14 protein-coding genes are annotated in these 20901 nt (G+C 66.2%); 6 read left to right on the top strand and 8 right to left on the bottom strand.

Annotation, left to right across the window (positions count from 1 at the left end; all coding sequences use genetic code 11):
• Window positions 1-283 precede the first annotated feature (283 nt).
• From NZU74_19030 to NZU74_19020, 3 genes are all read left to right on the top strand, one after another.
• Window positions 284-790, top strand: a complete 507-nt coding sequence (locus NZU74_19030; GenBank protein MCS6883428.1) for a MarR family transcriptional regulator — start codon at window positions 284-286, stop codon at window positions 788-790.
• Between the two features lie 302 nt (window positions 791-1092).
• Window positions 1093-2916: an ABC transporter ATP-binding protein/permease gene (locus tag NZU74_19025; GenBank protein MCS6883427.1), complete on the top strand. Its 1824-nt coding sequence runs from the start codon at window positions 1093-1095 to the stop codon at window positions 2914-2916.
• Between the two features lie 534 nt (window positions 2917-3450).
• The gene (locus NZU74_19020; GenBank protein MCS6883426.1) at window positions 3451-5331 is read left to right on the top strand and encodes an ABC transporter ATP-binding protein/permease; all 1881 of its coding nucleotides are present in this window, start codon (window positions 3451-3453) and stop codon (window positions 5329-5331) included.
• 385 nt (window positions 5332-5716) lie between these two features.
• On the opposite strand, the gene NZU74_19015 is transcribed toward NZU74_19020, so the two are convergent.
• On the bottom strand, window positions 5717-6679 hold the full coding sequence (locus NZU74_19015) for an STAS domain-containing protein (GenBank protein ID MCS6883425.1): 963 nt from the start codon (window positions 6677-6679) through the stop codon (window positions 5717-5719).
• Window positions 6680-7042: 363 nt separating this feature from the next.
• On the opposite strand from NZU74_19015, the gene NZU74_19010 reads away from it, so the two are divergent.
• The gene (locus tag NZU74_19010) at window positions 7043-7660 is read left to right on the top strand and encodes a hypothetical protein (protein ID MCS6883424.1); all 618 of its coding nucleotides are present in this window, start codon (window positions 7043-7045) and stop codon (window positions 7658-7660) included.
• Between the two features lie 219 nt (window positions 7661-7879).
• Window positions 7880-9250 (top strand): phosphomannomutase/phosphoglucomutase, encoded by a 1371-nt coding sequence (locus NZU74_19005; GenBank protein MCS6883423.1) that lies wholly within the window; start codon window positions 7880-7882, stop codon window positions 9248-9250.
• A gap of 294 nt (window positions 9251-9544) precedes the next feature.
• Here the strand turns inward: NZU74_19005 and NZU74_19000 are convergent, their stop codons facing one another.
• The 6 genes from NZU74_19000 to NZU74_18975 form a co-directional block, all read right to left on the bottom strand.
• Complete coding sequence (locus NZU74_19000) at window positions 9545-10801, bottom strand: polymer-forming cytoskeletal protein (protein MCS6883422.1); 1257 nt, start codon at window positions 10799-10801, stop codon at window positions 9545-9547.
• A gap of 279 nt (window positions 10802-11080) precedes the next feature.
• Entirely contained in the window at window positions 11081-12019 is a 939-nt protein-coding gene (locus NZU74_18995; GenBank protein MCS6883421.1) for an SPFH domain-containing protein, read from the bottom strand.
• Window positions 12016-13008 (bottom strand): SPFH domain-containing protein, encoded by a 993-nt coding sequence (locus tag NZU74_18990; GenBank protein MCS6883420.1) that lies wholly within the window; start codon window positions 13006-13008, stop codon window positions 12016-12018. Before NZU74_18990 ends, NZU74_18995 begins: the two co-directional genes overlap by 4 nt.
• A 207-nt stretch (window positions 13009-13215) precedes the next feature.
• Window positions 13216-14322, bottom strand: a complete 1107-nt coding sequence (locus tag NZU74_18985; protein MCS6883419.1) for an ATP-binding protein — start codon at window positions 14320-14322, stop codon at window positions 13216-13218.
• Complete coding sequence (locus NZU74_18980) at window positions 14319-15011, bottom strand: response regulator transcription factor (GenBank protein MCS6883418.1); 693 nt, start codon at window positions 15009-15011, stop codon at window positions 14319-14321. Before NZU74_18980 ends, NZU74_18985 begins: the two co-directional genes overlap by 4 nt.
• Before the next feature lie 394 nt (window positions 15012-15405).
• Window positions 15406-15765, bottom strand: coding sequence for a rhodanese-like domain-containing protein (locus NZU74_18975; protein MCS6883417.1), 360 nt, complete (start codon window positions 15763-15765; stop codon window positions 15406-15408).
• A 386-nt stretch (window positions 15766-16151) separates the two neighbouring features.
• Here NZU74_18975 and NZU74_18970 point away from each other — a divergent pair, with 386 nt between their 5' ends.
• The gene (locus NZU74_18970) at window positions 16152-17630 is read left to right on the top strand and encodes a phytoene desaturase (GenBank protein MCS6883416.1); all 1479 of its coding nucleotides are present in this window, start codon (window positions 16152-16154) and stop codon (window positions 17628-17630) included.
• A gap of 579 nt (window positions 17631-18209) precedes the next feature.
• Here NZU74_18970 and NZU74_18965 read toward each other — a convergent pair.
• Window positions 18210-20738, bottom strand: a complete 2529-nt coding sequence (locus tag NZU74_18965; GenBank protein ID MCS6883415.1) for a U32 family peptidase — start codon at window positions 20736-20738, stop codon at window positions 18210-18212.
• Window positions 20739-20901 lie beyond the last annotated feature (163 nt).

Raw genomic sequence — 20901 nt, 5'->3', positions numbered from 1 at the left:
CCCCCCCCCCCCCCGCGGGGGGGGGGTGGGGCCCGCCACCCCCTCCCCTCCGGGTTCTTTGGGGGTGGTTTGGGGGGCCCCCCCCCCAAAACCCAACGAACCATATCGAGTTTGGGGCTTGCCCCATAGACGTTGCATTAGCCCTGGCAGGGGTATGGGGAAACCCGGTTTCCCCATACCCCTCCAACTGGCGTGCCGTTCCTTGACAGCGACCGCAGTGGTGGTACGATACCTTATGATTAGTTCATCTAACTAATCGCCTGAACCGTCGAAGGGCCACCCGATGCCGCTGCACTCCCGAAATCGCGAGGACCTGACTCGCGATAACGCGCACCGTCTGCTATGCCTGGTCGAGCGCCTGCGCCCGCAGTTGATCGGCCCGACCTTTCAGCGGCTCACCGAATTGCACCTTTCACCATCGCACATTCGCCTTATGCGTCTGCTGCAGTCAGAGGGGCCGCTGGCGATGAAGGAACTGGCCGGGCGTCTGGGGATCAGCCCGCCCTCGGTAACGGCGCTGACCCGGCGGCTGGCGGCGACGGGACTGGTGACGCGGCGCCCCCACGCCGATGATAGCCGCGTGGTGCTGCTTGAATTGACCCCCGCTGGCGAGGCGTTGCAGGCGCAGGTTATCGCAGAGCAGATGGCGCGTATGGGCGAGTTCCTGTCCGGGCTTTGCCCGAACGAGCAGAACCTGTTGCTCGATCTGCTGGAACGGGCCATTCGCGCCGGCGAGGAGCGTCTGGAGGGACTGGGAGGGCCACACCCTCCCAGGAAAGAAAGCGGATAACTGACTGAGGGGAGGGTTCGGGCGGGCTACTCGTCTGTGAACGAAGTTTCCTTGCATTTCCGCCTCCCTCCCAACCTCCCCCCATTGGGGAGAGGCCTCGTAGCCGAGCGTCGAGGCGGCGGCCAGCGCCTCCCATCCTCCCCCCATTGGGGAGAAGCGCCGGACTCCCTCCCCCAGCGGGGGAGGGTTGGGGAGGGGGCGAAGTTACCGAAAAACGTAGTTCACAGAGTAGTACGCCCTCCCGGCAAAAAATCGGACAACCCGGTTTTGTAGATAGGTTCTTAACCAACAAGGAAATCACCTTGCAAGCTCAGATGAATCCGCCCGCGTCCATAGGGGCCACCGGCGGCGCCGGGCGGGGCCGCAGCCTGCTACGCGCCATCAGCTACCTCGGCAATCAGCGCCGCAGCGCCCTGATCGCCTATGTCGCCCTGGTGATTGCCACCCTGGCTCAGCTTGCCGTGCCCCAGGTAGTGCAGAACATGATCGAGGCCGTGACCCGGGCCAACGCCAGCCTGGCCGTCGCCGAGCGGGTCATCCTCAACGGCGCCGCGCTGATCCTGCTCTTCGCCGTGCTGCGAGGCGTCTTTTCCTTCCTCCAGGCCTTCATGTCGGAGAGCACCTCGCAGGGACTGGCCTTCGATCTGCGTAACGCGCTTTTCGAGAAGATCCAGCGCCTCTCCTTCAGCTACTACGACCGGAACCAGACCGGGCAACTGATGATTCGCGCCACCGATGATGTCGAGCGCTTACGCACCTTCATCGCCCAGGGCCTGATTATGAGCGTCCAGGCCTTTCTGCTGCTGGGCGGGGCGCTTGTAGTGCTGTCCTTCACCAACCTGCAACTGACCCTGGTGGTGTTGCCCCTGCTGCCGATCGCCCTGGTGATTTTTGTGACTTTCGGGCGTGTAATCCAGCCGCTCTTCGCCGTGGTGCAACAGAAGCTGGCGACCCTCAACACGATCTTGCAGGAGAACCTGGCCGGCATCAAGGTAGTGAAAGCCTTCGCTCGCGAGCCGTATGAGCAACGCCGCTTCGACGCGGCGGCCACGGATCTGATGGCCCAGCAGTTGCGCGTCAGCCGGGTCTTCTCGTTCCTGTTCCCGGTGGTCTTTCTGGTGGCGCAGATCGGCCAGGCGGCCATCCTCTACTTCGGCGGGCGGCAGATCCTGGGCGGCACACTCAACCTGGGCGAGTATCAAAAGTTCAGCCTCTACCTGGTCTACGTCTTTTTCCCGCTGGGCCAGCTGGGCTTTATCATCGCTCTGATGGCCCAGGCGGCGGCCTCGGCGGATCGGATCTTCGAGGTGCTCGACACCGAAAATGAGATCAGCGAACGCCCCGACGCCTATCCGCTGCCGCCCATCCAGGGGCGCGTCGAGTTCCGCAATGTCGCCTTCCGTTACTTCGGCAACAGCGAACCGGTGCTGCGCGACGTCAGCTTCGTGGCCGAACCGGGGCAGACCATCGCCCTGCTCGGCGCCACCGGCAGTGGCAAGACCAGCATCATCAATCTCATCCCCCGCTTCTACGACGTGAGTGAAGGGGCGGTATTGATTGACGGCCACGATGTGCGTGACGTAACCATTGACAGCCTGCGCTCGCAGATCGGAATCGTGCTGCAGGAGACCAATCTTTTCAGCGGCAGCATCCGCGACAATATCGCCTTCGGGCGGCCCGAGGCCAGTGATGAGGAGGTGATCGCTGCGGCGCGGGCGGCGGCAGCGCACGACTTCATCATGAGCTTCCCTGAAGGTTACGCCACCCGCGTGGGCGAGCGCGGGGTGACCCTTTCCGGCGGGCAGCGGCAGCGCATCGCCATCGCCCGCGCGCTGCTGCTCAACCCGCGCTTGCTGATCCTCGACGATTCGACCAGTAGCGTTGACCTGCAGACCGAGCAGACCATTCAACGCGCGCTGGAGCGTTTGATGAAGGGGCGCACGAGCTTCGTCATCGCCCAGCGCATCAGCACCGTGTTACACGCTGATCAGATTATCGTGCTCGACAACGGGCGCGTCGCGGCCCGCGGCACGCACGCCGAATTGATGGAGAACAGCCCCATCTACGCCGAGATCTACCACTCGCAACTGGTGGCGGATACGAGCGAGGCCACGGGGTCACCTTGAAAACCCAGCCGGGCCGGGGTGTGGGGAACCTCGGCTGCCCAGCCTCCACCACGAGGCAGGGGCGCGGGGAAACCCGGCTCGCCCGCCTGCCAACCGGCGTGGGGGCGCCCGGCGCCCCACCCGGCAGCGGCGTGGGGAACCCCGGGTTCCCCGCCTTCACCACGAGGCAGGGGCGTGGGGAACCCCGGCTGCCCCGCCTCCACCACGAGGCAGGGGCGTGGGGAACCCCGGCTGCCCCGCCTCCCCCAGATGGCAGGGGCGTGGGGAAACCCGGGGTCCCCACCTTACCAACCAGTGTTGGGACGCCGGGCGCCCCACCCGGCAGCGGCGCGGGGAACGCCGGGTTCCCCGCCTTTACCACGAGGCAGGGGCGTGGGGAACCCCGGGTTCCCCGCCTTTACCACGAGGCAGGGGCGTGGGGAACCTCGGGTTCCCCGCCTCCACCGCGAGGCCGGGGCGCGGGGAAACCTGGTTTCCCCATCTTCCCAACCAGCGCCGGAGCGCCTGACACCATAGACAACAAGGAACACTCAGATGATGGTAGGAGGTCCAGGCGGCCCCGCCCGCCTGCTCAACCAGGAAACCCAGAAGCCGAAGCGGGTCGGCGCAACGCTGGCGCGCTTCTGGAGCTACTTCCGCCCCTGGTGGTACGCAATTGTGCTGACCGTAGCGCTGATCATCGTTGCCACTACCCTGCAGGTAGCCACGGCGCCAGTGATCGGCCAGGCGGTTGACTGCTACCTGGCGCCCAATCCGGCGGCCTGCTGGATCGATCCGCCAGCCGTTAGCCTCGACGTGCAGGCCCGGCTGGCCGGCCTGGGGCGCCTGGTGGCGATCCTGGCGCTGCTGTTTACTGCCGGCTCGCTGCTCCAGGGTCTGGCCTTCTTCACCCTGAACTGGGCCGGGCAGCGCGCCCTGCGCCGGATCCGCCAGGACGCCTTCGCCCAGATCCACCGCCTCTCGCTGGGCTTCTACACCCGCAACGAGGCCGGCAACATCATGAGCCGCATCACCAACGATACCGACACCATCCAGCAGACCCTCGGCTTCGCCCTGCTGAGCGTAGTGAGCGGCATGCTGCAATTGACGATCACCGGGGCGCTGATGCTGCAAACCAACGTTCCCTATGCCCTGCTGAGCCTGAGCGTGCTGCCGCTGATGGCCTGGGCGACATTTTACTTCTCGCGGCAGGCGCGGCGGGCGTTTCGGCGCAGCCGCCAGGAGATGGGCAGCGTCAACGCCGGGTTGCAGGAGAGCATCGCCGGGGCGCGCGAGGTGCAGGCTTTCAGCCGCGAAGAGGAGGTCATCGAGCAGTTCCGGCGCGCCAATGCGGCCAATCGCGACGCCAACGTGCGCGCGGCCAGCTTCACCAGCGCCCTCAATCCGGTGCTGGAAGCCCTGGGCTACCTGGCCATCGCTATCGTCGTCGTCGTCGGCGGCCTGAGCGCCCTGCGCAACCAGCCGCTGCTGGGCACGACGGTCATTTCGCTGGGCACGGTCTTCGCCTTCATTCAGTACGTGCAACGCTTCAACCAGCCCATCCAGCAGATCGCGGTGCTCTGGACGAACATTCAAAGCGCGATTGCCGGCGGCGAGCGCATCTTCGGCTTGCTCGACGAGACGCCCGACATTGTCGATCGTCCCGACGCCCGGCCGCTGCCGCCGATCACCGGCCGGGTGGCCTTCGAGGAGGTCTGGGCCGAGTACAAGCCAGGCGAGCCGGTGCTGAAGGGGATCAGTTTCGTTGCTGAACCGGGGTGGATGGTGGCCATCGTCGGGCCGACCGGGGCGGGCAAGACGACGATCATCAACCTCATCCCGCGCTTCTACGACGTCAGCCGGGGCCGGGTGACGATTGACGGCCACGATGTACGCGAGGTGACCGCGGCAAGCCTGCGCAGCCAGATCGGCATCGTCTTGCAGGACACCTTCCTCTTCTCCGATACGGTAATGAACAATATCCGCTACGGTCGTCTCGATGCCGCGGACGACGAGGTGATTGCCGCGGCGAAACTGGCCATGGCCCACGACTTCATCACCCGGCTCCCCGAGGGCTATCAGACGCGGCTGGGGGAGCGGGGCGCCGGCCTGAGCCAGGGGCAGCGCCAGTTGATCGCTATTGCCCGCGCGGTGCTGGCCAACCCGCGCATCCTGATCCTCGACGAGGCCACCAGCAGCGTGGATACGCGCACCGAGCGGTTGATCCAGCGGGCCTTCGACACGCTGCTGGAGGGGCGCACCAGTTTCGTCATCGCCCACCGCCTCAGCACCATCCGCAACGCCGACCTGGTGCTGATGGTGCAGGGCGGGCAGATCGTCGAGCGCGGCACGCACGAAGAGTTGCTGGCCCTGCGAGGGGCCTACTACGCCCTGTACACCAGCCAGTTCCGTCGGGAGGAGGAACTCGCCGCGTAGGTTCGTCCACGGCTGCGCCAGCGGAGATAAGGATGAGGCAAAGGCGCAAAGTTGCAACGCGAACTACACTATGACTACATAAGTAGTCTGTACAGCAAGTTGCGTGGCATTTCCGCCCCCCTCCCAGCCTCCCCCCGTTGGGGGGAGGCGCCGGCCTCCCTCCCCCAGCGGGGGAGGGTTGGGGAGGGGGCGGGGGTGTAGCGAAAGCCTGTGCCGATCCTTGCGGCAGCGTTCTACCGATGCGAAGCCCGCCTTTCCAGGCTATACCGGATCTCATTCCAAATCTTCATACAGCCGCACGCCACGCGCTGATGCGCGGCTCCAGGCCGCGCCTACGGACGACTGCCGGCGGGCTATCGGCTATCGGTTATCGGCTATTGTCATATCAGAGCGCCCGTTCGCGCTCCAGGGCCTCGCGCGGCGTCCGCACGGTCGCTGCGCCGTTGAACGATACCTGGCTCTCGGCGAGTGCGCTGGCGGTCGCGGCGGAGATCCCGCTGATCGCCACCCGGCAGCCGATGAGGCGCAGGGCCTCCACCGCGCCGCCCAGCGCCCGCGCCGCGTCGGCGTTGACATCCGAGGCCCCGGCAACGTCAAGCACCACCAGGCGCGCCCGTTGTTCGCTGGCGTGCCGCACCAGGCGCTCCACCAGCGCGTCGGCGCGCCCTTCGTCAATCGGGCCGACAATGGGCGCCAGCAAGACCCCTTCGGCCAGGGACACCGCCGGGATTTCCAGCCTTGCCACCAGGTCGAGCAGGCGCTGCTGGCGCTGGTTCTGTTCGCGTAACGCCTCGGCCTGCGCCCGCAACTCGATCGCCTGATCATCGGCGCGGCGCAGCGCCTCCTCGGCCCGCGCGCCGTTCGCCGTGGCCTCCCGCAGGGCGGTATCGGCAACCAGGCGGCTGAGGAGCATACAGGTCACCACCAGGGCGAAGCTCCCGAGGGTGCGCAGGTCGTTCGTATAGGCGCTCAGAAAACGCGCCTCCGGCCCGGCGCGCAGCGACAGGATGACCAGCAACCCCAGGGCGCTGCCCAGAATCCAGCGCGGCCCGGCCAGTACCTGCGCCACCGCTGGCGGCGCCAGCACCACCAGCGCCGAATACTCGCGCACGAATCTCTCAGGCGTTCCCAGACCTACGGCTATGGTGACCGCCACGATGTTCACCACCAGTGCCGCCTCCAAGCCGCGCCGGTAGGCGGCCAGGATACCGAGGGCCAGCAGGGTGGCCACAACGCCGATCGCAAAGGTCGGCTCACGCATGTCTTTGAGCATCTGGCCGATGGTGATCGTAATGGCGCCCGCCACCTGGGCGATCAGGAGCGCCGTAACAATCTGTCGCCGGGCCATTTTGTCCTCCGCAGCCAGCTCTATGCCGTCTTCTCAGCCGCTGTACGAGTTTTTGTCACGTTTCGTATATTGTATTCGCCGCTCGACTCAAGGTTTAATAGTCTGTGAACTACGTTTCCTTGCATTTCCGCCCCCTCCTCGGCCCTCCCCCGCTGGGGGAGTTCTCAGGTGTAGGGTTTTCCGGCGCATGCTCGCGTCGCATGCGCCATCCGGGGCCTTGGGACGCCCAACTCCCCCCTCTCCCTCTCAGGGAGAGGGAGGCAGGGATGAGGGTCGTAAGCGCGCTGGAATGCCGAAAACTCCTTCTCGCTCAAAAACCCCACACCTGAGAGCGCTGGGGGAGGGGGTGGAGGAGCCAGATCTATGCATCGCCACTTCTTGACCGTGTTGACGATCCTCGCCATGATGCTAACGGCCCTGGCAGCCAAACCCACTGCTGCTCAGAGAGGTCAGCGTTGCTTTCCCGAAACCGGCCACTGCATCAGCGGGCTGATCCGCGCCTGCTGGGAGCGCAACGGCGGCCTTCCCATCTTCGGTTATCCTATTACGCCCCGGCGCCAGGAGATCGTCGAGGGCCGTTCGTTGCAGGCGCAGTGGTTCGAACGCAGCCGGTTGGAGATCCAGCGCGACGGTCTGGTAACTTCTGGACGCCTCGGCGCGCGGTACCTGGAGTTGACCGGCCGGCCCTGGCAACAGTTCCCCCGCGAGCAGCCGATTGACTCGCTTGAGTGCGTCTATTTTCCGCAAACCGGCTTCAACGTATGCGGCTGGTTCCTCGGACACTGGCAGCGTAACGGGGGTCTGGAGCGGTTCGGCTACCCGATCTCCCCCGTCTTCGAGGAACTGATCGAGGGTCGCCGCTACTGGGTGCAGTACTTCGAGCGCGGGCGCATGGAGCACCATCCCGAGAACAGCTACCCCTACGACGTGTTGCTCGGCCTGCTCGGACGCGAGGTGCTGGCCCTCGAACAGGGCGGGTGAGGCGGGGCGCGGGGGAACCAGGTCCGCCTGCGGGCAGCCTGGAGGGTTACGCTCAGGTCTGTTGCCCGACAGACCGGGGCCCAAGCAACCCGTGCTTCCTCTCATCCTCCCACCCTGAACAAACTGTCAACCCTCGTCCCGTTACCGGAAACGCCGCCGTTCACCCGCATGTGGTAGCATGCCCCCGGCACGATCACTCTCTGCGGAAGGAGCGCAATTGTGCAGGTCAACCCGGGAATCTTCAAAGCCTACGACATTCGCGGGATCTATCCCTCTGATTTGAACGAAACGATCGGCTATCTTATCGGGCGGGCCTTTGTGACCTTTCTCGGCGCCGAGACAGTTATTGTCGGGCGTGATATGCGCACCTCCAGCCCGGCAATGTTCGAGGCAGTCACCCGCGGCATTGCCGACCAGGGCGCCGACGTGGCCGACATCGGCATGGTCAGCACCGACCAGTACTACTTCGCCTGCGCCACCCTCGGGCTGCCCGGCATGATGGTCACGGCCTCGCACAACCCCAAGGAGTACAACGGCTTCAAAATGGTGCGCCAGATGCCCTACCTGCTCAGCGGCGACGAGGGCATTCAGGACCTGCGCCGGCTCGTTGAGAGCGAAGCCTTTCCCCAACCCACGCGCAAGGGCGCCATCAGGCGTTACGACTTCCAGGAGGAGTTCATCGCCAAGGCGCTCTCGCTGATTGACGTAGCGGCGCTGGAAAACGGCGGGGCCCTGGGCCGCCCCCTGCGGGTCATCGCCGACACCGGCAACGGCATGGTTGGCCCCATCCTCCAGGAGATCTACCGCCGCCTGCCGATCATCTTTACCGGCATGTACCTGGAACCAGACGGCACGCTGCCCAACCACGGCCTCGATCCCCTGCAACCCGAGAACCGCGCCGAGTTGCAGGCGCGCGTGCCCGCCGAAGGCTTCGACATCGGCTTCCTCTTCGACGGCGACGGCGACCGCTTCTTCGCCGTTGATGATCGAGGGCGCTTCATCTCCGGCGATTTTCTGACGGCGATCCTTGGGCAGTATCTGCTGGAGAAGGCCCCCGGCGCCAGAGTGATCTACGATGTGCGCGCCTCCTGGGCCGTGCCCGACCTGATCCGCGCCAGCGGGGGCATCCCGCTGATGGAACGGGTCGGCCATGCCTTCATCAAACGGCGCATGGCCAACGAAGACGCGGTGTTCGCCGGCGAGGTCACCGGCCATTACTACTTCCGCGACTTCTTCTACGCCGACTCGGGCATTATTCCGTCGCTGCTGTTGATGGAACTGCTGGCGAAGCGCGGCGTCAGGATGAGCGTGCTGCTCGCCGAGCTGGAGGCGAAGTATTTCATTTCGGGGGAGATCAACTCGAAGGTGCGCGACGTGCCCGCCAAACTCGACGAGATCGCCGCCTGCTACGCCGATGGCAGGGTCGAGCGCCTTGACGGCGTCTCGGTGAGCTACGACACCTGGCACTTCAACGTGCGCGGCTCGAACACCGAGCCGCTGATCCGCCTCAACCTGGAGTCGATCGCCTCGCCCGAAGAGATGGCCGCCCGCCGCGATGAAGTGCTGGCGATCATTCGCGGGGACGGGTGAGTAGCGTCGTCCTCACCCTCCCCCCGACCTCTCAGGTGTCGGGTTTTTCGAGCGAGAAGCGGTTTTTGGCATTCCAATGCGCTTACGATCCTCACCCCCCGCCCCCCTCTCCCGCGAGCGGGAGAGGGGGAGTTGGGCGTCCCAAGGCCCCCGATGGCGCATGCGACGCGAGCAGCGCCGGAAAACCCTACACCTGAGAACCCCGGACCCCTCCCTCGCCACCGCCGGTGGCGAGGGAGGGGGCGCCGAGCGCAGCGCGGCGGGGGTGGGTGAGGAGCGCTCCCAAACCACCGTCTACACCGGCGTCGGCGCCGGGGTCGCCGTCGTCACCGGCACGTCAAAGGCCCCGCGCCGCGCCGCGATCAGCGCGCCGAGGGCCAGAACCAGGCTGACCAGCCCCACCAGCCAGCCCACCCAGGGGATCAGGCTCAGCAACACGATGAGCAGCACGCCAAGGCACAGGGCGAGGAAATCGCCCGCCTCGCGCCCGGCGGCCCGCAGCAGCGCCCGCCCGGCCCACAGGCCGGTGATGAGCGGGCTTAGCGTCCAGGCCAGCACCAGAGCAGCCGTGAGCAGCACGGCAAACATGAGCGCCGGGAACCAGCCCCAGAACAGCAGGATGGCCAGGAAGATCAGGATCGAGAGCAAGGGTATGGCAAAGAGCAGCGCCAGCGCAGCGATACCGTAGAGCGCCGCCTGCCCCGGTCGCAGCGCCAGGGCCTGTGCCGGGCGCCGCAGCGCATCAGGCGCAAAGCGCAGCAGGAGCCAGCCCAGCAGCGCGAACCCGGCCAGCATCAGCAGCGGTCGCAGGATCTGCCCGGGCCGGAACGCTGGCGCTGGCGTGGTCTGCGGTTGCTCGCGCTGCTCAAAGCGCACGTCGCCGGCCACGCCTGGCGGCACACTCGCCGCTTCGGGCGCAGTGTAGCTCAGCACACCCCCGATCCGCGCGCTATCGCCAATGGTGATCTTGCCCACATCAAGGGCGGCGTCGCCGCCTACCTGGCCGTTGAGGATCACCGTGCCGGCGCCGGCCTGCAAGTCTCCGGCAACGGCGCCGTCAATCAGCGCCTCACCGGCAAACATGTAGGCCGAGCCGCCCACCGTCGCGCCGCGCTCAATGCGTACACCCTGCACCACGCTGCGGCCGCTGACCTGCGCGGGGCTGAAGGCCCCCTCTCCACCACCGGCCGCGGCAAAGAGGTGGTCGCCAATTCTGCCAGTGACGATCACCCCTGCACCCGCCGCGCGCACATCGTCCTCAACCACGCCGTTGATCCGCACCTCCGCGCCCGCGGCCAGCACATCGCCGGTGACCACGCCGTTGATCTCGACATAGGCGCCCATCGCCACCAGATCGCCGTCCACCTTGCCGTCAATGTAGATCTCCTGAGCCATCACGGTCAGGTCATCTTCGATCACCTGGCCAGCCGGCAGGCGGTAGATATCGCCTGAGCCAAACTCCGCCGCGAACACCGGGCCCGCGACCAGCACAGCGATGATCGCCGCGACCACCGCGGCGAACGACCATACGCGCTTCATTCCCGGACCCATACGCGACCTCCTCTCCTCATTACACGGCAAAGCCGCGTATCATCAAAACCTGCGCGTAATCCAGACAGTTTCGCGTCGCACAACCAGCAGCGGCGAGGGGAAACGACGTCTCTCCGTAGCGTGCGTTGCGTTCACCCCAACTTTGCTATTGTACATCTAAACGGATCCACCCGACGTAGAGAGTCGCGCACTATCCGTGACAGGACGGCAACGAGAGCAGGGTCAGGACAAGCGGCGCCCCTGACCCCGCTCCAGCACACCCTGCCTGTCGCCTGCACCTCACCCGGCTGGCTGCGACCTGGCGCTGTGGTTGGCAGGCGGCGTAGCGGCAAGAAGATCGGGCAGGAGGGAGGATTCGTTCAGCCGGGGGATGAGGGTCACCTTCGCTCCGCTCTCGATCAGGTTCTGCGTCTCCAGAATGGTAAAGAGGGCCTCGGCCACCTCCCGGTCGGTATTGATGGCATTGAGCGCCTTGCCGAGGATCTGCGGGCGGATGGCCTGGGCCTGGGCGAAGGCGATGGCCGCCTGCCGCTCGGCGGTGCTGGTGATAATGCTCACCTGGTTCGCGCCGTCCTGCAGAATGGCCGAGGTCACCTGGCGCAGGCGGTTCACCACCTTGGCCTCGATCTGGCGGATCATGCCCGCATCGCGGAAGTGGACCTTACGCACATACACCGACCCGAGCCGGTAGCCCCACTCCATTGACTTCGGCGACACCTCGGCCCGCACGGCCTGGCTCATAGCGTGGCGATTCTCAAGCATTTCGGCCAGGGGCATGTTGCTAAGGGTGCGCACCACGGCATTGCTCACATTGGCGGCCAGCGACCCTTCCGGATCGGTGTTGCGGAAGAGGTAGGCCACCGGGTCGCTGATTGCCATCTCGTACCACACGCCAATGCCCATTGGCGCGCCTTCCTCGGAATTCACCGGCTGGCTGCGCAGATAGCGCTGGTTGAGGCGCATATCCAGCACCTTGCGTTCGCCGAGGAGCCGCACGATGAATGCGGCCGCGCCGAGGCGCGCGGGCAGGAAGTGAAACCCCGGCTCGCTGATCACGCCGATGACGTTGCCAAACAGCACGTAGACGTGACAGGTGCCCTCCTGCACGGTCGTATACAGGCCAAACAGCCGGGCCAGGCCGAGCGTCAGCGCAATTACGACCGGCGCGAAGATAAAGCTGATGAAAGCGGTGGTAACGAACAACATCAGGCTGATCATCGCTCCACCTCCATAATGACGCGCTCGGCCTGGCGGAAGAGGCCCAGGCGCACGTTCCGCAAATAGGCGGCGATGGCGTTCGGCCCCCTGGCGCGCAGGGCATGCAACTGTTCGGCCAGGGCCAGCAGCGGCTCGACCTCGGCCTGGGCCTTCAGCGTTTCGATCTCCACTGCGCGCTTCGACTGGACGATCTTCTGGTCGGCGGCGGCCTGGGCCAGGCTGATGTCCGACGAGACCTGGTTGTGGGCGGTGTTAATCGCCGCCATCGCCGACTCGACCTCGGGCGGGGCGTCAATCTCGGTGATCAGCGAGGCTTCGAGAATCACGCCATAGCGGGCGGGCGAGGAGAGGCACTCGCGGTCCATCAACTCGTTCAGGTCGCGGAGATTTTTGCGCAGGTCGTTGATCGAGACGCCGCTCACGGCGCTGGCGTCAGTCGGCTGAGAGGCCCCATTACCGCCAGGGGCGGGGGGCGCCTCGAAACCGGCGATGCGTTCCCGCAGGATGGAGACAAAGTAGCCCATCACGTGCACCACCGGATTCTTTACCCCGAACAGGTAGGCGTAGAGGTGGCGCTCCGAGACGCGGTAGCGGATCTGCCCCTTCAGGCCAACGTTGAGTTGATCCTTGGTGACCGCCTCCAGCACCGTGCCCCCGCGGTTGGCGCGCGGATCTTCCAGATCCAGGGCCATGTTCACCGTCTGGGTGGCGATGGAGACCTTGTGGATGCGCTCCCAGGGCCACTTGAAGTGCACTCCGGGCTGAATGACGCGCACCTGCGGGTAGCGGTAGCGATCGCGCTCCTCGGGGCGGAGGTACTCGGTAAAGGGATCCTCCGTAGCGGCTGAGAGGGGCAGACGCTCGGCGCGACCGAAGATCGTCTTCACCGCGCGCTCATTCTGATCCACCGTATAGAAGCCAAAGAGGACGTAGCGGACGAAGAACCAGCCGAGAAAGCCGAAGATAATCCCCAGGGCGATTGCGGACATTGGCGCTGTGGCTCCTTTCCGAGGGGTGAAACCGGCCGACAGGTTGTTGTCGCAATGATAGAACGATGAGCTTACCAGATTGTTGCAGTGACACAGGGTTTTCAAATCATGACCTGGATTAACCCTGTAGCGCAACCCTCCAGGTTGCGCTACAGCATCCAGGGAACAACGTTGCTCTGAGCGGGCGCATTCCCAACTCTGCCTGTTTCACCTCAGAGGCATGGTCAGGGTGAACGTGCTGCCCTTGCCCGGGCCGGCGCTCTGAGCCGTCAGCTCGCCGCCCATGGCCCAGGCCAGGTGCCGGGCGATGGTCAGCCCGATGCCGCTGCCGCCGCTGGCGCGCGAACGGGAGCGATCAACGCGGTAGAAGCGTTCGAAGATGTAGGGGAGGTCTTCGGGGGGGATGCCAATGCCGGTGTCAATCACCTCGGCGCGGGCCATGGGGCCTTCAACGCCAAGGCGCACGGTAATACAGCCGCCTTCGGGGGTGTAGCGAATGGCGTTGCCCACCAGGTTCAGCAGGATCTGCGCCAGACGATCCGGATCGGCGCGCACGATCAGCGTGGGCGTTTCAGGGAGCACTCGCAGTTCGAGACAGTTCGTGATCGTTTGCGGGCGCAACTGGTTGACCACGCGCCGGGCCAGTTCCACCAGGTCCACCTCGGCCAGATGCAGGCTCACCTGGCCGGCCTCGACGTGGGAAAGGGTCTGGAGGTCGTCAATCAGGCGGCGCATGCGCCGCACTTCGTGCTGCATGTCGCCGAAGACGGACGGCTCGGGGCCGAAGACACCGTCAATCAAACCCTCCAGGAAGCCTTCGATGCCGGCGAGGGGCGTGCGCAGTTCGTGGGCCACATTCCCGATCAGCGCCACCCGCTGCTGCTCCACCCGTTCCAGGCTTTCGGCCATCTGGTTGAAGCTGGCGGCGACGATCGCCAGCTCGTCGCTGGCAGGCACGGCCACACGCTCGTCGTAGCGGCCCTCGGCGATGCGCTGGCTGCTGCGGGCGATCTCGTTCAGCGGGCGGAGGATCTGCCGCAGGAGCAGGACGCTGGTCGTCAGCCCCACCACGGCGGCGGCGGCCGCGGCGGCCAGCAGGGCCTGCCCGGTAGCCTTGCGGAAGCTGCCGAGCAGGGCCGTTTCGACTGCAGCGCGCTCCGCTATCGGGACGCCCTCGAGTTGCGCGCGCAGTTCAGCGGCGAAGATCTGGCTGCCCAGCCGGTCAGCAGCGACGGCCAGCACCACCACGCCTACCACCACCACCAGCATCTGGGCGGCGATGAGTTGCCAGCGCAGTTGTGCAAACGCCCTCATAACCGCTCGTCCACAAAGCGGTAGCCGACGCCGCGAACGGTGACAATCAGCGTCGCGCCGGTGGCCGCCTCCAGCTTGCGCCGCACCTGGCCGACATACACGTCAACTACCCGGTCGGTGCCGTAGAAATCAGCCCCCCAGACCAGATCGATCAACTGCTCGCGGCTGAGGGCGCGGTTGGGGTGGCGGGCCAGGGCCAGCAGCACGTCGAACTCGGTCGGGCTCAATTCAAGCGTCTGGCCCCCGGCCTGGACCTCACGGGCGTCAGGGTCAATCAGCACATGGCGGAAGCGTAGACGATTGTCGCGCAGCGGCATGCCGCGCCGCCGCCGCAGGATGGCCTCGACGCGGGCCACCAGCTCGCGGGGACTGAAGGGCTTGGTCAGGTAATCATCCGCGCCAATCCGCAGGCCGGCCACGCGGTCGGCCTCTTCGCTCCGCGCCGTAAGCATCAGAATGAAGACATCCGAGCGCTCGCGGAGGCGCGCGGCAACCTCCATGCCGTCCATCCCCGGCAGGTTCAGATCGAGCAGGATCAGATCCGGCGAATCATCCTCGGCCAGTCGTAACGCATCGGGGCCATTATCCACGCAGAGGACGCGGAAACCTGCCTGCTCCAGGTAGGCCCTGGCGATCGTTCGGATACTGGCCTCGTCATCAACGACCAGAATCACGCCTGTGTTACTCATGGACGTATTATATACTCATCCGGCGAGGAGGGCAGGGCGAGCGACAGCAGCCCGCCCGCGGCGCCTGGCCCGCACCGTGGCGCGACCGGACAGCCGCAACGCTCGCTGCTGCTCGCAGCGAGACGAGCACAGGCGGCATGTGATTATTTCGACAGACAGGCGGGAAACGCGGTTTCCCGCGCCCGTGCCAGGGCAGAAGGCAGACGCTCTCAGGTGTAGGGCTTTTTAAGCGAGAAGGGGTTTTTGGCATTCCGATGCGCTTACGATCCTTACCCCCCCGCCTCCCTCTCCCGCGAGCGGGAGAGGGAGGATTTGGGCGTCCCGATGCCCCGGATGGCGCATGCGACGCGAGGATGGGCCGGAAAACCCTACACCTGAGAAGAGAGCAGACGGGCTATCCACGCTTCATCGGCAGGCCGGCGCGGGCCCAGGCCACCATGCCCCCGGTGAGATTGGTCACGTCGCTGAAGCCCTGGCGGGCCAGTTGCTCGGCGGCGACGCCGCTGCGGTTGCCCGAGCGGCAGATGCAGATGATGGGGGCGTCCCTGGGCAGTTCATTGAGACGCATCGAGAGCATCGGCAACGGCAGCAGGTGCGCGCCGACAATGTGCCCATCGTAGGCGTATTCGTTGGCGGAGCGCACGTCGAGCAAGAAGAGACGCTCGCCGGCATCGAGACGGCGTTTCAGTTCCGGCGCGGTGATTGTGGCTATCGTAGTGGCGGCGGCAGGACCGCCGAAGAGACGTCGCAGCATTATTGAAGGCTCCTCACAATTGTTTGTGACGAACATTTCAAAGTTCCGCGAGGCATGCTAGCACGCCAGTGTAAGGCGCATGCAAGCGTCTGGTAAGGATCTGGTAAGGGCCTGGAGAGGCATTGAAGGGGGCTCTGTGCAGGGACAGGGAGAAACCCGGGTTCCCGCACCCGTCCAACCAGCCAGTAAACGAGGTTTCAGAAAGGCCAATGGTTTACATCACGGTCTCACGCCGACCTGCCCTCTCCCTGGCCCTCCGCTGCTGGAGGAGAGAACCAGGCGCCTCACCCTGGCGGTGGGGAAGGCGGGAAGCAGAATCCTGCGAACGGCGCCACACCTGTAAAACCGTGATCCTGCCTCAGGAGTTTCGTCTGTAGGGAGCAACCATGCAGCAACACATCATCATCATCGGCGCGGGCTTTGGCGGACTCAGCGCGGGCATTCGGCTCGCTGCCCGAGGCCATCGCGTCGAGATCTTCGAGAAAGCCGATCAACCAGGAGGAAAAGCCTACGTCATCGAGCGCAACGGCTACCGCTTCGACGCCGGACCCACAGTTATCACCGCGCCGTTTATGTTCGACGACCTGTGGCGGGTCGCCGGGCGCCGCCGCGAGGATTACTTCGAACTCCGTCCCTGCCAGCCCTACTACCGTCTCTTCAACAAGGACGGCAAGCACTTTGACTACTCAGGCGACGAGGAGGCCATCGAACGAGAGATCGCCCGTTTCAACCCCGCCGATGTCGAGGGCTACCGCCGTTTTATGGCCAGCACCCGGCCGATCTTCGAGAAGGGCTTTCTGGAACTGGCCGACAAGCCCTTCCTGAACATCGGCGATATGCTCCGCGTCGCCCCCGACCTGATGCGCCTCCAATCGTACCTGAGCACCTATCGCTACGTATCGCGCTTCATCAGCGATGATTTTCTGCGCCGCTGCTTCTCGTTCCACCCGCTGTTCATCGGCGGCAACCCCTTCGATGCTTCGTCCATCTACGCCATGGTGCACTACCTGGAGCGGGAGTGGGGCATCCACTACGCCGTGGGCGGCACAGGGGCGATTGTGCGGGCGATGGCCCGGCTCTTTGACGAGTTAGGCGGCACGCTGCACCTGAACAGCCCGGTGCGCGAGATCGTCATCGAGGGTCGGCGGGTGATCGGCGTGCGCCTGGCCGATGGCATCGTGCGCCGCGCCGACGCGGTAGTCTCCAACGCCGACGTCGCCTACACCTACAGCACCCTGGTGGCGCCCCGTCACCGGCGCTACTTCACCGACCGGCGGCTGCGACGCAAGAAGTACAGCATGTCGCTGGTGGTGATCTACATCGGCACGCGCCGCCGCTACGACGACGGATCGTTGCTGCGCCACAATATCATCTTCGGCGAGCGCTACCAGGGCCTGCTGGAGGATATTTTCCACCACAAGCGGCTGGCCGACGACTTCTCGCTCTACGTGCACATTCCGTCGCTCAACGACCCCTCCTTCGCCCCCGAGGGCGGCGAGTCGTTCTATGTGCTCTCGCCGGTGCCGCACCTGGGCGCGGGCATCGACTGGTCGGTCGCGGCGCGGCCCTACCGCGACGCTATCGTGCGCTTCCTCGAGGAGCGCTACATGCCCGATCTGAGCAAGAACATCGTGGTCGAGACGATGGTTGATCCGCGCCATTTCGCCCGGCAGCAGAACGCCTTCCTCGGCTCGGCCTTCTCGTTTGAGCCAATCCTGACCCAGTCGGCCTGGTTCCGCCCCCACAACCGCTCGGAGGAGTTTGAGAACCTCTACTTTGTGGGCGCAGGCACCCATCCCGGCGCGGGCATCCCCGGGGTGCTCTCATCGGCGATTATCGCCGAGCAGTTGATCGGCGCGGCTTAGAGCACTGGCGGGAATGCTTGATCCCCTGAGGACGAGGAGCCTCTGAGAACACTGAGCGGGTCAATCGTTTCGAGAAACGCTATACGTCGTCTGTGAACGAAGTTTTTTGCTGAACCCGCCCCCTCCCCAACCCTCCCCCGCTGGGGGAGGGAGTCCGGCTCCTCCCCCCAACGGGAGGAGGCCGGGAGGGGGGCGGAAAGGCCGGGAAACTTCCTTTACAGACTACTGAGCACTCTGTGAACGAAGGTTTTCAGTAACTCCGCCCCCTCTCCACCCCTCCCCCGCTGGGGGAGGGAGTCCGCCTCCTCCCCCCAACGGGGGGAGGCCGGGAAGGGGGCGGAAAGGCCGGGAAACTTCCTTTACAGACTACTGAGCACTCTGTGAACGAAGTTTTTCGGCAACTCCGCCCTCTCCCCAGCCCTCCCCCGCCGGGGAGGGAGTCCGGCTCCTCCCCCCAACGGGGGGAGGCCGGGAAGGGGGCGGAAAGGCCGGGAAACTTCCTTTACAGACTACTAATAAGCGCTTAGAAGACATTTCGGGAGAGCCTGCGCCCTCCCTGAAACCCTCCCTCCAGCGACATTAATCCAGCAACGGGATCACCGTGTGACCGGCGGGCACGAACAGGCTGCCCTCGGTGAGGCCCTGGGGCGCGATCGGCGCCAGACGGCGCTCCAACTCCCGTTCGCCGATCACCCCCTCCAGCGCTTCGCGGAAGGCCGTCGCCACGGCTGCGACCTGCGCGCCGCTCTCGTGGACGAACTCCAGACGGTAGTGGACAATGCCCGCCGCGCGCCAGGCCGCCAGATGGCGGCTGGCCGTCTGGGCCTCGGCCCCGAAGACGGTATTGCGGCAGCCCACATCGGCCAGCACCGGGTGCTCGCGCCCGCGCTGGTCGCGCAGGGTCACCTGGTGGCGCTCGCAGGGACGCCCGCAGTCCTTGTAGCTCGTGCCGGCGGAGAGGAAGCGGCAAAAGACGCAGTGCTCGGTGTGGAACACCGGCAGGTGCTGGTAGGCCACCACTTCGGTGCGCCCCGGCCCGAGCGCCCGCGCCAGGTCGGCGACCTGCGCCGCGTTCAGGTCGTGGGTGGGCGTGAGGCGCTCCAGCCCCAGGTCGAGCAGCGTGGCGGCGCTGAGGAGGTTGGCGGCGTTCAGGCTGAAATCGCCGGTGAGCGGCGGCGCCTCGACGTGGCGCAGGGCGTGCAACAGGCCCGTCGAACGCACCAGAATGCCGCAGCCCAGCTTCAGCAAGAAGCGTGTGATGCGCTCCTCGCCGGGCTTGAGCACCCGCGGGCTGGCCACTCGCGCGGGGATGCCCGCTGCCTGCACCCGCTCGACCGCCGGACGCAGCCCGTATAGATCCAGGTAGTCGAGGGTGATGCTTGCGGGGGCCGGGCGCAGGGCCAGAGCCGCCTCGAGTTGCTCGGGGGTGCGCACCAGCAGATGGAGGCGCGGCGACGCATCGGCGGGCGCGGGGGCCGCGCGGCTGGCTGCCAGCAGCGCCGCCAGCGCCGCCTGCGGTTCGGCCACCGGCCCGGAGCGGGGCCGGGCCTGCAAGGCCGCCAGTTGCTCCACCGCCTCGCGGCGCAGGGTGTTGAGCAGCGAATCAGGCGCGAATGGCGCACCGGCGATATCGGTCTCGAGTGTTGCCAGGGTGTAAGGAGTGGTTCCCAGCCGTCCAAGCTGCGCGCGCAGGTCCTCCAGCGTCAGGGGATGGCGCAGGGCCGTCGCCAGCGGTTCGGGGGAACGCACCGTGACATACAGATCGGGACGCTCCACCAGGCGCCAGACCAGCTCCAGCGGCGCCCCGGCGCGGGCGGTGACCCGCACCGCCACGGGCTGCCGTCGCGCGGGGGCGGCGGGCCGGGTGAAGGGCCGCGCGGCCCGCTCCACCTCGGGATCGTCGGTGCGCCAGAGCAGATCGCCGGCCCGCACCCGGCGATAGTTCACCGCCTGGTTGCCAAACTCGACCTCCAGCAACCCGTCGCGGGCGGGGCGCACGTGGTAGACCCGCCCGCCCTCCTCCGGCTCTTCAGGGCTGCGCCGGTCGGCAGCATCGAACACCACCCCGTCGCCGGGCTTCAGCGGAGCGATCGCCATGGCCGACTCAGGGGCGATCAGCACCCGATCGGCCAGCACCCGCACCACCCGGCCCACCAGCACCCCCCGATGGCGCGGCGCGCGCCCCCGCACGACCGCCTGGTGATTGGTTCCGCCGAGGAAGAACGGCCCGGACCCGCGCGAGTACACCTGCTCCAGTCGCAGTTCCTCGGCGGGAGACAGACTGAGCGGCAGGCCGGCCCAGGCCTCGTCCACCGCCTTGCGGTAGGCGCTGGTGGCCAGGGCGACGTAGTTCTCGTCCTTGTAACGACCCTCGATCTTCAGCGCCGCAACGCCCAGACGGACGATCTCTGGCATCAAGCGCAGCGCGGAGAGATCGCCTGGCGAGAGCAGGTAGCGCGCGTCACCAAGGGGGCGGGGCGCGCCATCAACGATCAACTCGTAGGGCAGGCGGCATGCCTGGGCGCACTGCCCGCGATTGGCGCTGCGCCCGCCCCATGCCTCCGAGGAAAAACACTGCCCCGAGTACGAGACGCACAACGCTCCGTGGACGAAGATCTCCACTTCCACATCAGTCGCGACGACGATGCTGCGGATCTCGTCCAGCGACAGTTCGCGGGCCAGGACGACCCGGCTCACCCCCAGCTCGCGGGCCAGTTCCACCCCTTCGGCGCTGGTAATGGACATCTGGGTCGAGCCATGCACCTCCATTTCGGGGGCGATGGCGCGCACCAGCCGGGCCAGGCCGAGATCCTGCACGATGACGGCATCGGCCCCGGCTTCGGCAATCGCCGCAGCCACGCGGGCCGCCTCGGCCAGCTCGTGGTCGAAGGCCAGGGTGTTGAAGGTGACGTAGCCCTTCACACCGCGGCTGTGCAAGAGGCGCAGCGCCTCGGGCAGCTCGGCGAGGGTGAAACCCACCTTGGCGCGGGCCGAGAAGTGTTTGAGGCCGAAGTAGACCGCATCGGCGCCTGCCTCAATGGCGGCGCGCAGTTGCGGCCAGTAGCCGGCGGGGCTCATCACTTCGGGCTTGCGTGGCAGGGCTGGCATTGGTATTCCCTCATTTTCTTGAGAGAGCCGCGCCCTCTCGAACCCTTTCCGCTTCAATTCTAGCAGACTTCCCCCGGCAGGAGCGCGGCATGCCCCGCAAAGCCCGCCTCCGGCGGCATAGCCTGAGGCGCCTGGCCGCTCACCACTTCAGACTTACCGCCGA

The sequence above is a fragment of the Chloroflexaceae bacterium genome (assembly GCA_025057155.1).
Classification (GTDB): Bacteria; Chloroflexota; Chloroflexia; order Chloroflexales; family Chloroflexaceae; genus JACAEO01.
This window is presented reverse-complemented; position numbering and strand designations above follow the sequence as displayed.

Coding starts and splice junctions, on each gene's coding strand:
- NZU74_18975 (MCS6883417.1), bottom strand. CDS start 15,765: ATGCTGCGACGTCTCTTCGGCGGTCCTGCCGCCGCCACTACGATAGCC.
- NZU74_18995 (MCS6883421.1), bottom strand. CDS start 12,019: ATGATCAGCCTGATGTTGTTCGTTACCACCGCTTTCATCAGCTTTATC.
- NZU74_18990 (MCS6883420.1), bottom strand. CDS start 13,008: ATGTCCGCAATCGCCCTGGGGATTATCTTCGGCTTTCTCGGCTGGTTC.
- NZU74_19015 (MCS6883425.1), bottom strand. CDS start 6,679: ATGGCCCGGCGACAGATTGTTACGGCGCTCCTGATCGCCCAGGTGGCG.
- NZU74_19030 (MCS6883428.1), top strand. CDS start 284: ATGCCGCTGCACTCCCGAAATCGCGAGGACCTGACTCGCGATAACGCG.
- NZU74_19020 (MCS6883426.1), top strand. CDS start 3,451: ATGATGGTAGGAGGTCCAGGCGGCCCCGCCCGCCTGCTCAACCAGGAA.
- NZU74_19000 (MCS6883422.1), bottom strand. CDS start 10,801: ATGGGTCCGGGAATGAAGCGCGTATGGTCGTTCGCCGCGGTGGTCGCG.
- NZU74_19010 (MCS6883424.1), top strand. CDS start 7,043: ATGCATCGCCACTTCTTGACCGTGTTGACGATCCTCGCCATGATGCTA.
- NZU74_18985 (MCS6883419.1), bottom strand. CDS start 14,322: ATGAGGGCGTTTGCACAACTGCGCTGGCAACTCATCGCCGCCCAGATG.
- NZU74_18980 (MCS6883418.1), bottom strand. CDS start 15,011: ATGAGTAACACAGGCGTGATTCTGGTCGTTGATGACGAGGCCAGTATC.
- NZU74_18965 (MCS6883415.1), bottom strand. CDS start 20,738: ATGCCAGCCCTGCCACGCAAGCCCGAAGTGATGAGCCCCGCCGGCTAC.
- NZU74_18970 (MCS6883416.1), top strand. CDS start 16,152: ATGCAGCAACACATCATCATCATCGGCGCGGGCTTTGGCGGACTCAGC.